Genomic DNA, 16,208 nt, shown 5'->3' on the forward strand with positions numbered 1-16,208 from the left:
TAGCATTCCCCTCCATAAATTCACCTTCCAGCGTTGCAGAGCCTGCCCATGAGTTATCAGGTGTTAGCCCGTAAATGGCGACCACAAACCTTTGCCGACGTTGTCGGTCAGGAACATGTGCTGACGGCCCTGGCGAACGGCTTGTCGCTAGGTCGCATCCATCACGCCTATCTTTTCTCCGGCACCCGCGGCGTCGGTAAGACCTCTATTGCCCGTTTACTGGCAAAAGGTCTCAACTGCGAAACCGGGATCACCGCCACGCCGTGCGGCGTGTGTGATAACTGCCGGGAGATCGAGCAGGGGCGCTTTGTCGATCTGATCGAGATCGACGCCGCCTCGCGCACCAAAGTGGAAGATACCCGCGACCTGCTGGACAACGTTCAGTACGCCCCGGCACGCGGCCGCTTCAAGGTCTACCTGATCGATGAAGTGCACATGCTGTCGCGCCACAGCTTCAACGCCCTGCTGAAAACGCTGGAAGAGCCGCCCGCGCACGTGAAGTTCCTGCTGGCGACCACCGATCCGCAAAAGCTGCCGGTCACGATCCTGTCGCGCTGCCTGCAGTTCCATCTGAAGGCGCTGGACGTTGAACAGATCCGCGCGCAGCTTGAACACATTCTTGATGAAGAGAAGATTGTCCATGAACCGCGCGCCCTGCAGCTGCTGGCCCGTGCGGCGGACGGCAGCCTGCGTGATGCGCTCAGCCTGACCGACCAGGCGATTGCCAGCGGTGACGGCCAGCTCTCCACCGAGGCGGTCAGCACCATGCTCGGCACGCTGGATGACGATCAGGCGCTGTCGCTTATCGAAGCGATGATTGCCGCCAACGGGGAACGCGTGATGTCGCAGGTGAATGCGGCCGCGGCCCGGGGTATTGAATGGGAAGGACTGCTGGTTGAGATGCTCAGCCTGCTGCACCGCGTGGCGATGCTGCAGCTTTCTCCGTCCGCCATTGGCGCAGATATGGCCGCCATTGAACAGCGGATGCGTGAGCTTGCCCGCACCGTGCCGCCTGCCGACGTGCAGCTGTACTACCAGACGCTGCTGATTGGCCGTAAAGAGTTACCGTTCGCGCCGGATCCCCGGATGGGCGTTGAAATGACGCTGCTGCGCGCGCTGGCGTTCCATCCGCGCATGCCGTTGCCCGAGCCTGAGGTACCGCGCCAGTCTTTCGCGCCGGTCGCCCCTACGGCGGTGATGTCGCCGCAGCAGGTGCCACCGCAGCCGACACCGCCGCCACAGCAAAACGTGCCGCTGTCGGATGCCACCAGTTCGGTGCTTGCCGCCCGCAGCCAGCTGCAGCGTGCGCAGGGAGTAACCAAACCAAAAAAGAGTGAACCGGCAGCGCCAGGAAGAGCGCGGCCGGTGAACAACGCCGCGCTTGAACGTCTGGCCTCGGTAACGGAGCGCGTTCAGTCGCGTCCTGCACCGTCCGCGCTCGAGCAGAAAGCCCCGGTGAAAGAAGAGGCTTACCGTTGGAAGGCAACCACCATCACTGAAACGGTGAAGGAAGAGGTCGCCACGCCGAAAGCGCTGAAAAAGGCGCTGGAGCATGAGAAAACGCCGGAGCTTTCCGCGAAGCTTGCCGAAGAGTCCATTGCGCGCGACGCCTGGGCCGCCGAGGTCAGCAAACTCCAGCTGCCGAAGCTGGTCGAGCAGGTCGCGCTGAATGCCTGGAAAGAGCAGGACGGCAATCAGGTGCGTTTACACCTGCGTCCGGGTCAGCGTCACCTCAATTCCCCTGGCGCGCAAAAGGCGCTGGCCGAGGCGCTCACCGCATTACAGGGCGCGCCGGTTGAATTGACTATCATTGAAGATGATAATCCTGCAGTGAAAACGCCGCTCGAGTGGCGCCAGGCCATTTATGAAGAAAAGCTCGCGCAGGCGCGCGAGGCGATTATTGCGGATAACAACATTCAGACCCTGCGCCGGTTCTTCGACGCCGATCTGGATGAAGAGAGTATTCGCCCCATTTGATCGTGAGTCTGACTTACGGTTGTAATCCTTAAACGTGAAAGAAGAGAGAAGCCTATGTTTGGTGGAAAAGGCGGTCTGGGTGGCCTGATGAAGCAGGCTCAGCAGATGCAGGAAAAAATGCAGAAGATGCAGGAAGAGATCGCTCAGCTGGAAGTCACGGGTGAGTCCGGTGCCGGTCTGGTCAAAGTGACCATCAACGGTGCGCACAACTGCCGTCGCGTGGAAATCGACCCGAGCCTGCTCGAAGACGACAAAGAGATGCTGGAAGATCTGGTTGCAGCCGCGTTTAACGATGCCGCTCGCCGTATCGACGAAACTCAGAAAGAGAAAATGGCCTCTGTTTCCAGCGGTATGCAGCTGCCGCCTGGCTTCAAGATGCCATTCTGATGCAAACCAGTCCGCTGCTCACGCAGTTAATGGAAGCACTGCGCTGCCTGCCGGGCGTTGGCCCGAAGTCGGCGCAGCGCATGGCGTTTACGCTATTGCAGCGCGACCGCAGCGGCGGGATGCGCCTGGCGCAGGCTTTAACCCGCGCCATGTCAGAAATTGGTCACTGTGCGGATTGCCGCACCTTTACCGAGCAGGACGTGTGTAACATCTGTACGAACCCGCGTCGTCAGGAAAACGGTCAGATTTGCGTGGTGGAGAGTCCGGCGGACATCTACGCCATCGAACAAACCGGGCAGTTTTCCGGCCGCTACTTCGTGCTGATGGGGCATCTCTCCCCGCTGGACGGTATTGGCCCGGATGATATCGGTCTTGACCGCCTTGAACAGCGTCTTGAGTCCGAAACCATCAAAGAGGTGATCCTCGCCACCAACCCGACGGTGGAAGGGGAGGCAACCGCCAACTACATCGCCGAACTGTGCTCGCAGTACGGCGTTGACGCCAGCCGCATCGCCCACGGCGTGCCGGTGGGCGGCGAGCTGGAAATGGTGGACGGCACCACGCTGTCACACTCTCTGGCCGGTCGTCACAAGATTATTTTCTGACCAAACGGAGGCTGCGCGCGCGGCCTCCGCTTGAAAATTTCCTCCCTTATCCCCATCTCTCACTCAACGTTTTACAACCCCATTAAATGGCATTGTTGAGGTCGACTTAGATGAAAGGACAAGAAACCCGTGGTTTCCAGTCAGAAGTAAAACAGCTTCTGCACCTGATGATCCATTCCCTGTATTCCAACAAAGAAATTTTCCTGCGCGAGCTGATTTCCAACGCCTCGGACGCGGCGGACAAGCTGCGCTTCCGCGCGCTGTCTAACCCGGACCTGTACGAAGGCGACGGCGAGCTGCGCGTGCGCGTTTCGTTCAATAAAGAGAACCGCACCCTGACCATCGCCGATAACGGCATCGGGATGAACCGCGACGAGGTGATCGACCACCTCGGCACCATCGCCAAATCCGGCACCAAAGCGTTCCTTGAGTCCATGGGCTCAGACCAGGCGAAAGACAGCCAGCTCATCGGCCAGTTCGGCGTCGGTTTCTACTCGGCGTTTATCGTGGCCGACAAAGTTACCGTCCGCACCCGTGCGGCAGGCGACAGCGCCGAGAACGGCGTGCTGTGGGAATCCAAAGGGGAAGGCGAGTACACCGTTGATGACATCACCAAAGCGGATCGCGGGACCGAAATCACCCTGCACCTGCGTGAAGGGGAAGACGATTTCCTGAACGACTGGCGCGTACGCTCCATCATCAGCAAGTATTCCGACCACATCGCGCTGCCGGTAGAGATTGAAAAACAGGAAGAGAAAGACGGTGAAACCGTGGTCTCCTGGGAGAAGATCAACAAGGCGCAGGCGCTGTGGACGCGCAACAAGTCTGAAATTAAAGACGACGAATACAACGAGTTCTACAAGCACATCGCCCACGACTTTACCGACCCGCTGACCTGGAGCCACAACCGCGTGGAAGGTAAGCAGGAGTACACCAGCCTGCTGTACATCCCGGCACAGGCGCCGTGGGACATGTGGAACCGCGATCACAAGCACGGCCTGAAGCTGTACGTGCAGCGCGTGTTCATCATGGACGATGCCGAGCAGTTCATGCCGAACTACCTGCGCTTTGTGCGCGGTCTGATAGATTCCAACGATCTGCCGCTCAACGTCTCCCGTGAAATTCTGCAGGACAGCACCGTCACCCGTAACCTGCGCAACGCCCTGACCAAACGTGCGCTGCAGATGCTGGAAAAACTGGCGAAAGACGATGCGGAAAAATATCAGACCTTCTGGAAACAGTTCGGCCTGGTGCTGAAAGAAGGCCCGGCGGAAGACACCGCGAACGTTGAAACCATCGCCAAACTACTGCGCTTCGCCTCTACGCACACCGACTCCTCCGCGCAGACCGTGTCGCTGGAAGAGTACGTCTCCCGCATGAAAGAAGGGCAGGAGAAGATCTACTACATCACCGCCGACAGCTACGCGGCGGCGAAGAGCAGCCCGCACCTGGAGCTGCTGCGTAAGAAAGGCATCGAAGTGCTGCTGCTTTCTGACCGCATCGACGAGTGGATGATGAACTACCTGACCGAGTTCGACGGTAAGGCGTTCCAGTCCGTAGCCAAAGCCGACGAATCCATCGACAAGCTGGCGGATGAAGTGGACGAAAGCGCGAAAGAAGCCGAGAAGGCGCTGGAGCCGTTCGTTGAGCGCGTGAAAACCCTGCTGGGCGAGCGCGTGAAAGAGGTGCGCTTCACGCACCGTCTGACCGACACTCCGGCGATTGTCACCACCGATGCCGACGAAATGAGCACCCAGATGGCGAAGCTGTTCGCTGCGGCGGGCCAGGCGGTACCGGAAGTGAAATATATCTTTGAGCTTAATCCGGATCATCCTCTGGTGAAACGCGCGGCGGATACCCAGGACGACGCCCGCTTTGCCGAGTGGGTTGAACTGCTGCTGGATCAGTCCCTGCTGGCCGAGCGCGGCACGCTGGAAGATCCTAACCTCTTCATTAAACGTGTGAATGCGCTGCTGCTGGCGTAATTAAACACCTGCCCCTCACCCTGCCCTCTCCCCAAAGGGGAGAGGGTGTTCAAATTCCCTCTCCCCTTTGGGGAGAGGGTTAGGGTGAGGGGAATCAACCGCACTAACCCAAATAATCTCCCCCCGTTAACCGTTTCAGCCTTCCCGCCTTCCTTGAGCGATGCCCGTTCTGGTGGTATTGTTTAGCGCTTTTGAAAAATTGAAACGACTTTTGAGGGGATTTTCGCAATGCGTATTATTCTGCTTGGCGCTCCGGGCGCGGGTAAAGGAACTCAGGCTCAGTTCATCATGGAGAAATACGGTATTCCGCAAATCTCCACCGGTGACATGCTGCGCGCCGCTGTTAAATCTGGCTCCGAGCTGGGTAAACAAGCGAAAGACATCATGGACGCAGGCAAGCTGGTGACCGACGAGCTGGTGATTGCTCTGGTCAAAGAGCGCATTGCTCAGGAAGACTGCCGTAACGGTTTCCTGCTGGACGGCTTCCCACGCACCATTCCTCAGGCTGACGCCATGAAAGAAGCGGGCATCAACGTGGACTACGTTCTGGAGTTCGACGTACCGGACGAGCTGATCGTTGACCGTATCGTTGGCCGTCGCGTACACGCTGCTTCTGGCCGCGTTTACCACATCAAATTCAACCCACCTAAGGTTGAAGGCAAAGACGACGTGACTGGCGAAGAGCTGACCACCCGTAAAGACGATCAGGAAGAGACCGTGCGTAAACGCCTGGTGGAATACCATCAGATGACTGCACCGCTGATCGGCTACTACACCAAAGAAGCGCAGGCGGGTAACACCAAATACGCGAAAGTTGACGGCACCAAAGCCGTGGCTGACGTACGTGCAGAGCTGGAAAAAATCCTCGGCTAATCGCGCGCCTCTCACCCGGGCTCCCGGGTGAGAAATATTCTCATCTTACCTATTACAGCAATGGGTTTCGTTTAAACGCATTTCCGCTACAATTGACAACCTATCAAATGGTTAAGAGGCGTGAATGAGTCAGGCGAAAACCGGCATCCTGCTTGCCAATCTGGGCACTCCAGAAGCACCTACATCAGACGCGGTAAAACGCTACCTGCGACAATTTTTAAGCGACACGCGCGTCGTGGATTTCCCGAGACTGCTGTGGTGGCCGCTGCTGCGTGGCGTCATTCTGCCGATTCGTTCTCCGCGCGTTGCCAAACTCTATCAGTCCGTCTGGATGGAAGAGGGCTCGCCGCTGATGGTTTACAGCCGTCGTCAGGAAAAAGCGCTGGCTGCCCGCCTGCCGGATATGCCCGTTGCGCTCGGCATGAGCTACGGAAAACCGTCCCTGAAAAGCGCGGTGGAATCACTGCTGGCGCAGGGCGTGGACCATATCGTCGTGCTGGCGCTCTACCCGCAGTACTCCTGCTCGACGGTGGCCGCCGTCTGGGACGAGCTGGCCCGCATTCTGGCGACCCGCCGCCGCATTCCGGGCGTGACCTTTATTCGCGACTACGCGGATAACGATCTCTACATCCAGGCGCTTGCCAACAGCGCGCGCGCGTCCTTTGAAAAGCACGGCGAGCCGGATCTGCTGCTGCTTTCCTATCACGGGATCCCACAGCGTTTCGCCAATGAAGGCGATGATTATCCGCAGCGCTGCCGCGATACCACGCGCGAGCTGGTCTCCGCCCTTGGCCTGCCGCCGGAGAAGGTGATGATGACCTTCCAGTCGCGCTTCGGCCGCGAGCCGTGGCTGACGCCATACACCGATGAAACCCTCAAAATGCTCGGTGAGAAGGGCGTGAAGCACATTCAGGTGATGTCGCCGGGCTTCTCGGCCGACTGCCTGGAAACGCTGGAGGAGATCGCGGTACAAAACCGGGAATTTTTCCTTGAGGCTGGCGGCGAAAAGTACGAGTACATTCCTGCGCTTAACGACTCGCCTGAACATATCGACATGATGGTCTCGCTGGTAACGAACGGCCGCTGATCGCACTCCGGGCCGGGTTTGTGCTACCATTCCCGGCCCATATTCTTCGTACAGTTCAGACCATGAAATTTCCCGGTAAACGCAAATCCAAGCACTACTTCCCCGTTAACGCGCGCGATCCGCTCCTGCAGCAAATCCAGCCAGAAAACGAAACCAGCGCGGCATGGGTCGTTGGTATCGATCAGACGCTGGTGGATATTGAAGCCAAAGTGGATGATGCGTTTGTTGCGCGTTACGGTCTGAGCGCCGGGCATTCGCTGGTCATTGAGGACGACGTTGCCGAAGCGTTGTATCAGGAACTGGTGCGCGAAAACCTGATTACCCATCAGTTCGCCGGTGGCACTATCGGCAATACTATGCACAACTACTCCGTGCTGGCAGACGACCGTTCGGTGCTGCTCGGCGTGATGTGCAGCAATATCGAAATCGGTGGCTATGCCTACCGCTATCTGTGCAACACCTCCAGCCGTACCGATCTGAACTACCTTCAGGGCGTCGACGGGCCGATTGGCCGCTGCTTTACGCTGATTAGCGATTCCGGCGAGCGTACTTTTGCCATCAGCCCGGGTCATATGAACAAGCTGCGCGCCGAGAGTATTCCTGAAGAGGTGATCGCGGGTGCCTCGGCGCTGGTGCTGACCTCCTACCTGGTGCGCTGTAAGCCGGGCGAGCCGATGCCGGAAGCGACCATGAAGGCGATTGAGTACGCGAAGAAATACAACGTGCCTGTCGTTCTGACGCTGGGCACGAAATTCGTTATCGCCGATAACCCGGAGTGGTGGCAGGCTTTCCTGAAAGAGCACGTCTCGATTCTGGCAATGAACGAAGAAGAGGCCGAAGCGCTGACCGGCGAAAGCGATCCGCTGCTGGCGTCTGACAAAGCGCTGGACTGGGTGGATCTGGTGCTCTGCACCGCCGGTCCGGTTGGGCTGTATATGGCCGGCTTCACGGAAGAAGAGAGCAAGCGCAAAACCCAGCACCCGCTGCTGCCCGGTGCGATTGCCGAGTTCAACCAGTACGAGTTCAGCCGCGGCATGCGTTACAACGATTGCGTGAACCCGCTGCGTATCTACTCTCACATCGCGCCATACATGGGCGGACCGGAGAAGATCATGAACACCAACGGTGCGGGCGACGGCGCGCTGGCCGCGCTGCTGCACGACATCACCGCTAACGCCTACCACAAAACCAACGTGCCTAACTCCAGCAAGCACAGGTTCAACTGGCTGACCTATTCGTCGCTGGCGCAGGTGTGCAAATATGCGAACCGCGTGAGCTATCAGGTGCTGAACCAGCATTCTCCGCGCTTAACGCGTGGGTTGCCGGAACGGGAAGACAGCCTCGAAGAGGCTTATTGGGACAGGTAAAAGAAAACCCCTCACCCTAACCCTCTCCCCATAGGGGAGAGGGAACTCGAACACCCTCTCCCCTATGGGGATAGGGCTGGGGTGAGGGGATCAGACCGCACCAAACTTACCCCGTCACCGCCTCTTCAACCGGCGGTTTCTCCAGCAGCGTCAACATCGTATTCGCAATCTCGCGCTCGCCCATCACCACCTTATTCGCGCCGCGCTCGGTAATGTACTCCACCTCGTCGTCATAATGCGCCCGGGCGATAATCTCAATCGTTGGGCACTTCTCGCGCGCGGAAGCCACAATCTCACCTGCCTCGTAGCCGTTCGGAATGGTCAGCAGCAGCCAGCGCGCGCAGTCCAGATGCGCCAGATTCATGATCTCTTCGTTTGCCGCATTGCCCAGCACCGCACGAATACCGCGCTCGCGCAGCTCGTCGACGCGGGTGCGGGAGGTCTCAATCACCACCAGCGGAATGCCCTGCGCCATCAGCTTCTCACCGAGCAGGCTGCCCACGCGGCCAAAGCCGACCAGCAGCGCATGATTGCAAATATCCACCGGGATCTGCTTCTCTTCTTCTATGACCTCTTCGAGCGTCTGTTCTTCCAGCGTTTCGGTTTTATCGAGGTATTTTTCCAGCAGCGCAAACAGCACCGGGTTCAGCATAATCGACAGGATCGCCCCCGCCAGCACCAGGTTCTGCCCCGCCTGCGGCAGCAGGTTCAGGGCCATGCCCAGACCGGCCAGAATAAAGGCGAACTCACCAATTTGTGCCAGGCTGGCGGCGATGGTGAGCGCCGTCCGCGGAGAGTGGCCAAACATCCGCACCAGGAAGAAGGCGGCGAGCGACTTACCAAAGATGATGATCGCCAGCGTACCCAGCACGGCCAGCGGTTGATGAATCAGAACCATCGGGTCAAAGAGCATCCCGACGGAGACGAAGAACAGTACGGCGAAGGCGTCGCGCAGCGGCAGAGTATCGTGCGCCGCGCGGTGGCTCAGCTCGGATTCGTTCAGCACCATCCCGGCGAAGAACGCGCCCAGGGCAAAGGAGACATCAAACAGCTCAACGGCACCAAACGCGATTCCCAGCGCCAGCGCCAGCACGGAGAGGGTAAACAGCTCGCGTGAGCCGGTTGCCGCGCTGCGGGACATGATCCACGGTACCAGACGGCGGCCCACCAGCATCATGATGGCGATAAACGCCACCACCTTACCGATGGTGATGCCCATATCCAGCGCCAGCGAGGCAAAGCCAACGTTGTCTTTTTCCATCATCCCGGCGACGGCAGGCAGCAGCACCAGCGTCAACACCATCACCAGGTCTTCCACAATCAGCCAGCCTATCGCGATTTGCCCGCGCTGGCTGTCTATCAGCTGTCTCTCTTCAAGCGCGCGCAGCAGCACCACGGTACTGGCGGTTGAGAGACACAGCCCAAAAACGATACCGGTCATTAACGACCAGCCCAGCACCGCCGAAAGCGCCATCCCCAGCAGCGTCGCCACCCCTATCTGGGCGATCGCTCCCGGTATGGCGATCGACTTTACCGCCATCAGATCCTTCAGGGAGAAGTGCAGGCCGACGCCGAACATCAGCAGAATCACGCCCAATTCCGCCAGCTCAGGGGCCAGTTTCGTATCTGCCACGAAGCCTGGCGTAAACGGTCCCGCCAGTACGCCCGCTAACAGATAGCCGACAAGAGGAGAAATACGCAGTTTATTGGCAATCATGCCGAGGATAAAAGCGAGCACAAGTCCACCAACAATGGTGGTGATAAGCGGTGTGGCGTGGTGCATTCCGTCTCCTTTCGTTGTGGGTGTTCCTTTTTGGCAAAAACCAAAAAACCGAGTAATAGTTTATGACAATTTTTACCCTTATGTTTATGAATAATTGTTGAAGTTTGAATAAAACAGCAATATGCACGTAAAAAAGCGCATTTTGATAAATTCAGAGAGGGGATGGCGAGGAAACCCTTATGGCATCAGGGGGGCAGGTAGCCAAAGTAAAACTTTGGCTACCCGTAATTCAGGCTTTATGACGGTTATCAGGCAGGAATATGGTTAACATCCCCAGAAGCGGCAGGAAAGCGCAGATTTTATAAACCAGGAAGATGCTGGTGTGGTCCGCTACCATCCCTAACACCGCTGCGCCAAGCCCGCCCATGCCGAAGGCGAAACCGAAAAAGAGGCCGGAAACCATACCGATACGGCCAGGCAGTAGCTCCTGGGCGTAAACCAGAATGGCGGAAAACGCGGAAGCGAGGATAAAACCAATAATCACGGTCAAAATCCCCGTCCATTCAAGGCTCGCGTACGGCAAAATAAGGGTAAACGGCGCCACGCCGAGGATAGAGCCCCAAATGACATATTTACGCCCAATCTTATCGCCCACAGGCCCGCCAATGACCGTACCGGCCGCAACGGCAAAGAGGAAGGCAAACAGGTGGAACTGCGCGTTTTGTACCGATAATCCGAATTTTTGCATCAGATAAAAGGTGTAATAGCTGCTGATGCTCGCCATATAGAAGTATTTCGAGAAAATCAGTACCAGCAGCACGGAGACGGCCAGGATAACCTTATTGCGCGGCAGGGGATTGATAACCCTGGCTTTAGGTTTCCCTTTATTCACGCGATGCTGAGCGGCATACCAGCGGCTGATCTGCGCCAGCACGACAATCGCGAGCAGCGCGGCCAGCACAAACCATGCCACGTTGCCTTTGCCGTAAGGGGCAATAATCACCGCGGCCAGCAGCGGGCCGAGAGAGCTACCAAAGTTACCGCCTACCTGGAACAGTGACTGCGCCAGACCGTGACGCCCCCCGGAAGCCATACGCGCCACGCGGGAAGACTCCGGATGGAACACGGACGATCCAGTGCCCACCAGCGCGGCAGCAATCAGCACCGCTTCAAAACTCCCCGCCATGGCCAGCAGCACCAGCCCGCTTAAGGTAAAGCACATGCCGATCGGCAGCGACCACGGCATCGGGTATTTATCCGTCCAGTAGCCCACCACCGGTTGCAGCAGCGAGGAAGCCAGCTGGAAGGTCAGGGTGATCATCCCGATCTGCACGAAGGTTAACGAAAACTCGGACTGCAGCAGCGGATAAATGGCCAGAATCAACGACTGGATCATGTCGTTGAGCAGGTGCGAGAGGCTGATTGCACCTAAGACTTTAAAGGAGGTGCGCGACGCCGGCGCGCCCGGAACGGGCTGGGTTGATTCACTGATTGCCATAGAGAGAAGTACCACGTCTTTAGTTATTAGAGATGCAGGGTGTAATTATTATCCGACTAACATACCCGCCCGGGACATTTGAAGAAAGTCGCAATTCTGAAAACTTATTTGTCTATTCTTGTTAGTCACTGTAATTTTTGCCTTTGTCTATTGGTCAGGGAGAGAGAAGATGAAGTTAATGAAGCGGGGCGTCGCGCTGGCGCTCATCGCCGCATGGGGCCTGGTAAGCCTGCCCGCGCAGGCGTATGAAAAAGACAAAACCTATAAAATCACCATTCTGCATACCAACGATCACCACGGTCACTTCTGGCGCAGTGAATACGGCGAATATGGCCTGTCGGCACAAAAAACGCTGGTGGACGGCATTCGCAAAGAAGTCGCCGCAGAAGGCGGCAGCGTGCTGCTGCTGTCTGGCGGAGATATTAATACCGGCGTGCCGGAATCCGATTTACAGGACGCGGAACCCGATTTTCGCGGTATGAACTTAATCGGTTACGACGCGATGGCCGTGGGTAACCATGAGTTTGATAATCCCCTGACCGTGCTGCGCCAGCAGGAGAAGTGGTCCAAATTCCCGTTCCTCTCTGCCAATATTTACCAGAAAAGCACCGGTGAACGCCTGTTTAAGCCGTGGGCGCTGTTTAAGCGTCAGGATCTGAAGATCGCGGTCATCGGCTTAACCACTGACGATACGGCGAAAATTGGTAACCCCGAGTTCTTCACCGATATCGAATTCCGCAAACCGGCAGACGAAGCGAAGCTGGTGATTCAGGAGCTGCAGCAGAATGAAAAGCCGGACGTGATTATCGCCACCACGCACATGGGGCACTACGACAACGGCGAGCACGGCTCCAATGCCCCTGGCGACGTGGAGATGGCGCGCAGCCTGCCCGCGGGCTCGCTGGCGATGATTGTGGGCGGTCACTCACAGGATCCGGTGTGTATGGCCTCGGAGAACAAAAAACAGGTGGACTACGTGCCGGGCACGCCGTGCGCGCCGGACCGTCAGAACGGTATCTGGATTGTTCAGGCGCACGAGTGGGGCAAATACGTCGGCCGGGCGGACTTTGAGTTCCGTAACGGCGAGATGAAGCTGGTGCACTATCAGCTCATCCCGGTCAACCTGAAGAAGAAAGTCACCTACCCGGACGGGAAAAGTGAGCGCGTACTCTACACGCCAGAGATCGCTGAAAACCAGCAGATGCTCTCCCTGCTGACGCCGTTCCAGAACAAAGGCAAGGCGCAGCTGGACGTGAAGATCGGTACGCTGAACGGTCGTCTGGAAGGGGACCGCAGTAAAGTTCGCTTCGTGCAGACCAACATGGGCCACCTGGTGCTGGCGGCGCAAATGGCGCGCACCGGCGCTGATTTTGGCGTGATGAGCGGCGGCGGTATTCGTGACTCTATCGAAGGCGGAAACATCACCTATAAAGACGTCCTGAAGGTGCAGCCGTTCGGCAACCTGGTGGTCTATGCCGATATGAGCGGGAAAGAGGTGATTGACTACCTGACCGCCGTGGCGCAGATGAAGCCGGATTCCGGGGCCTATCCGCAGTTTGCTAACGTGAGTTTCGTCGCGAAAGACGGCAAGCTCAACGACCTGAAGATTAAAGGCGAACCGGTTGACCCGGCTAAAACGTACCGTCTGGCGACGTTAAGCTTTAACGCTACCGGCGGCGACGGCTATCCGCATATTGATAATAAACCGGGATACGTAAATACCGGCTTTATTGATGCGGAAGTGCTGAAGCAGTTCATCGAGCAGAATTCACCGATTGACGTGAATGCGTATGAGCCTAAGGGTGAGGTGAGCTGGCAGTAGTGCTGTTGTTTTGTGCCGGGTGGCGGCTTCGCCTTACCCGGCCTACATTCGAATCGTAGGCCCGGTAAGCGCAGGGTATGAACCGGAAACATGGGTAACACTTTAGACCGGATACATGGGTAACAGTTATAACTGGCATAGAAGAGGAGACTCGCTATGCCCTGGACTGAGACCCGACCTATGCAACGCCTTGATTTTATCCGTGCCTGCCATGCAGGTACGGATTCTTTTTCAGCCCTCTGCCGTCTCTTCGGCATCAGCCGAAAAACCGGTTACAAATGGCTTCAGCGTTTTGACCCCTCTGACCTGTCATCTCTCTCTGACCGGTCGCGTGCTCCGCATTCCCACTCCCGGACGGTTCCTGATGATATCGCCGGGCAGCTTACGGCTCTGAGGCAAAAACACCCTGACTGGGGGCCGAAAAAACTGCGGATGTGGCTGCTCAATCATCACGTCGATTTTACCGTCCCTGCTGCCAGCACTATCGGCGATATCCTCAAGCGTGAAGGCCTGGTTCCGGATAAAAAGCGAAAACGCCGAACCCCGGGCAATCGCCAGCCCCTGACCATCATCAGTGAGAACAATCAGGTCTGGAGCGCTGATTTTAAAGGCAAGTTCAGGCTGCTGAGCAGAGAGTACTGCCATCCCTTCACCCTGACCGACAATCACAGCCGGTATCTGCTGAGCTGCCGGGGAACGGACCGGGAGAGCGAGCCCTTCGTCAGACAGTGCCTGACGGATGCGTTCCTGGAGTACGGTCTGCCGGAAGTGCTCAGAACCGATAACGGGCAGCCCTTCGCGGGAACAGGGATAGGCGGACTAAGTCGTCTTGCCGTCTGGCTAATCAAGCTGGGCATCAGGCCGGAGCGTATCAGAAAGGGTCATCCGGAAGAAAACGGCCGTCATGAGCGAATGCACCGCTCCCTGAAAAGTGCGGTGAAACAGGGCAACACCTTCATGACGATGGAAGAACAACAGCGGTGGTTCAGTGACTACCGGGAGGAGTTTAACCACGAAAGGCCGCATGAAGCCCTGGCGGGTGCAACGCCCGGAACGGTGTGGAAACCCTCGAACCGGCACTGGGATGGCAGTGTTCCTGAATACGCGTATCCGGAAGGCGGTACGGTCTACAGGGTGAAATCGCGGGGGACACTTTATATGGGGAAAAAGGGGACGGTGTTCCTGAGTGAAGCGCTGACTGATGAGTACATCATGCTGGAAGAACAGGATGATGGCCTGGAGGCCATCATCTTTAACGGAATAACGCTTGCGTACTACGACCGAAAAACCCAGAGTGTGCTCCGGATAGACTAAAAAGTGTTACCTATGTTCCCGGTCTGATCTGTCACCTATGTATCCGGTCATACAGCAGCGCCACCGGGCAATTTTCTCAATCCCGGCGCGCAATATCCGCAAACTTCGCGTCCAGCATTTTTGCCAGATCGTTCGCGGCCAGCTCAATATCCAGCCCGCGTTTGCCGCCGGAAATAAAAATGGTGTCAAACTCCTGGGAAGGGGCGTCGATCAGCGTTGGCAGGCGTTTTTTCTGCCCGAGCGGGCTGATCCCGCCTACCAGGTAGCCCGTGGTGCGTTGCGCCACCATCGGATCGGCCATATCCACCTTCTTCGCCCCCAGCGCTTTGGCGACTTTCTTCAGATCCAGCTGTCCCGCCACCGGGGTAACCGCGACGGCGAGGTGTTTCATATCGCCATTCACCGCCACCAGCAGCGTTTTATAAACCTGGTCCGCGTTCAGGCCCAGCTTGCGCACCACTTCATCACCAAAGTTAGTCTCATTCGGATCGTGATCGTAAGTGTGGATCCGGAAAGAAATGTTGTTTTTTTCGAGTAATTTAACGGCGGGAGTCATAGCTATCCTTCTTACGACAGACAAAACATGCCAACAGCATACGCCTGACGTTTGTCTAAAAAATAGCACCATCTTGCGCAATAGTATTGGCAGTGATGGTCACTTTGAGCGACAATCGGCTCAACCGAAGGTCTCCTTCGGCATAATAAAAACGATGAAATTCCTCTTTGACGGGCCAATAGAAATATTGGCCATTTTTTTATTTCAGCAGCGACGGCAAATTCCCTTCTCCGTACAAATGTAACGCCCCGACCGCCACCACGTAATGCCCCGCAGGTAAAGCATGCAGCGTCTCCCGCCAGGCTTTGTTGCGCGCATTCATCAACACATCATATAACGATTCGCTGAACGTCGACGGTAACGCCAGCCTGCCGTCTGCGGGCGGCGCGTCCAGCCACCAGCCGATCATGGTCTGCAGAAGGCGCGCGTTGGTGTGCCAGTGGGTCAGCGTATCGTCCAGCAGCATCAGACCGTCGTCGGGAAGCTGCCGCAGGAGCGCAATCTGGCTGTCCGTCCCTTCCAGCTCGATGATGGGCAGACGGCGCGCCCTTGCCACGTTCAGCAGCTGGTAATCAATACCGTAGTCACCGCGCAGTCCCAGACGCTGCGCCTGCGTGGCCTGCAGCACCATCGCAATTTGCCAGAGCGGCAGGGTGTCAATCATGGAGAGCGAGACGCCCGTTTCATCCGCGACGCGCGTCAGTTCCGCAAGCTGGGCATCATCCAGACGATCCGTAAGGGGGAGATCGCTCTCGAGCCCGGCAAACGGTGACTCCTGACCTGAAATGTCCGCCTCAACGACCAGCGCATCGGCGTGTTTTAGCAGTTTAATCAGGCCGGGTGGCAGGGGAGACATATCCTGCGTACCCATATGGATGCTGCCGACCAGGTGCAGGTGTTGCCCGCCGGGAAGAGAGATATCCAGACCGGGCCAGGCATAACGGCGAGGGAAAAGGGCGCGAAACGATGTTTTTATACGATTAAACAGACCCATACGCGCTCCATAAACGGAAA

13 protein-coding genes and 1 other annotated feature are annotated in these 16,208 nt (G+C 57.3%); of the genes, 9 read left to right on the plus strand and 4 right to left on the minus strand.

The genetic code is table 11. From position 1 onward, the window contains the following. Positions 1-48 precede the first annotated feature (48 nt). From dnaX to L370_RS09970, 7 genes are all read left to right on the plus strand, one after another. Entirely contained in the window at positions 49-1,977 is a 1,929-nt protein-coding gene (gene dnaX, locus L370_RS10000; RefSeq protein WP_023334739.1) for a DNA polymerase III subunit gamma/tau, read from the plus strand. Then, positions 1,307-1,371, plus strand: a sequence feature (DnaX frameshifting element). (Overlaps the previous gene by 65 nt.) Positions 1,978-2,031: 54 nt before the next feature. Further along, positions 2,032-2,364, plus strand: a complete 333-nt coding sequence (locus L370_RS09995) for a YbaB/EbfC family nucleoid-associated protein (protein ID WP_003858972.1) — start codon at positions 2,032-2,034, stop codon at positions 2,362-2,364. Continuing rightward, positions 2,364-2,969: a recombination mediator RecR gene (gene recR / locus L370_RS09990; RefSeq protein ID WP_008499298.1), complete on the plus strand. Its 606-nt coding sequence runs from the start codon at positions 2,364-2,366 to the stop codon at positions 2,967-2,969. Before L370_RS09995 ends, recR begins: the two co-directional genes overlap by 1 nt. Before the next feature lie 110 nt (positions 2,970-3,079). Continuing rightward, positions 3,080-4,954, plus strand: a complete 1,875-nt coding sequence (htpG, locus tag L370_RS09985) for a molecular chaperone HtpG (RefSeq protein WP_023310609.1) — start codon at positions 3,080-3,082, stop codon at positions 4,952-4,954. Between the two features lie 228 nt (positions 4,955-5,182). Then, positions 5,183-5,827 carry an adenylate kinase gene (gene adk, locus L370_RS09980; RefSeq protein ID WP_006809841.1) on the plus strand — a complete coding sequence of 215 codons (645 nt, stop codon included), beginning with the start codon at positions 5,183-5,185 and terminating at the stop codon, positions 5,825-5,827. A 124-nt stretch (positions 5,828-5,951) separates the two neighbouring features. Continuing rightward, positions 5,952-6,914 carry a ferrochelatase gene (gene hemH, locus L370_RS09975; protein ID WP_023334740.1) on the plus strand — a complete coding sequence of 321 codons (963 nt, stop codon included), beginning with the start codon at positions 5,952-5,954 and terminating at the stop codon, positions 6,912-6,914. Positions 6,915-6,976: 62 nt separating this feature from the next. Beyond that, on the plus strand, positions 6,977-8,281 hold the full coding sequence (locus L370_RS09970) for an inosine/guanosine kinase (RefSeq protein ID WP_023334741.1): 1,305 nt from the start codon (positions 6,977-6,979) through the stop codon (positions 8,279-8,281). Between the two features lie 106 nt (positions 8,282-8,387). Here the strand turns inward: L370_RS09970 and ybaL are convergent, their stop codons facing one another. Next, complete coding sequence (gene ybaL / locus L370_RS09965; RefSeq protein WP_023334742.1) at positions 8,388-10,064, minus strand: YbaL family putative K(+) efflux transporter; 1,677 nt, start codon at positions 10,062-10,064, stop codon at positions 8,388-8,390. A gap of 229 nt (positions 10,065-10,293) precedes the next feature. Continuing rightward, positions 10,294-11,502, minus strand: coding sequence for an MFS transporter (locus L370_RS09960; RefSeq protein ID WP_023334743.1), 1,209 nt, complete (start codon positions 11,500-11,502; stop codon positions 10,294-10,296). 169 nt (positions 11,503-11,671) lie between these two features. On the opposite strand from L370_RS09960, the gene ushA reads away from it, so the two are divergent. Next, positions 11,672-13,324: a bifunctional UDP-sugar hydrolase/5'-nucleotidase UshA gene (gene ushA / locus L370_RS09955; RefSeq protein ID WP_023334744.1), complete on the plus strand. Its 1,653-nt coding sequence runs from the start codon at positions 11,672-11,674 to the stop codon at positions 13,322-13,324. Between the two features lie 156 nt (positions 13,325-13,480). Beyond that, positions 13,481-14,638, plus strand: coding sequence for a DDE-type integrase/transposase/recombinase (locus tag L370_RS09950; protein WP_023332995.1), 1,158 nt, complete (start codon positions 13,481-13,483; stop codon positions 14,636-14,638). A gap of 76 nt (positions 14,639-14,714) precedes the next feature. On the opposite strand, the gene ybaK is transcribed toward L370_RS09950, so the two are convergent. Continuing rightward, positions 14,715-15,194 (minus strand): Cys-tRNA(Pro)/Cys-tRNA(Cys) deacylase YbaK, encoded by a 480-nt coding sequence (gene ybaK / locus L370_RS09945; RefSeq protein WP_023334745.1) that lies wholly within the window; start codon positions 15,192-15,194, stop codon positions 14,715-14,717. 199 nt (positions 15,195-15,393) lie between these two features. Next, on the minus strand, positions 15,394-16,188 hold the full coding sequence (locus L370_RS09940) for a TraB/GumN family protein (protein ID WP_023334746.1): 795 nt from the start codon (positions 16,186-16,188) through the stop codon (positions 15,394-15,396). Positions 16,189-16,208: the final 20 nt, after the last annotated feature.

The organism is Enterobacter sp. MGH 24 (assembly GCF_000493015.1).
Taxonomy (GTDB): Bacteria; Pseudomonadota; Gammaproteobacteria; order Enterobacterales; family Enterobacteriaceae; genus Enterobacter.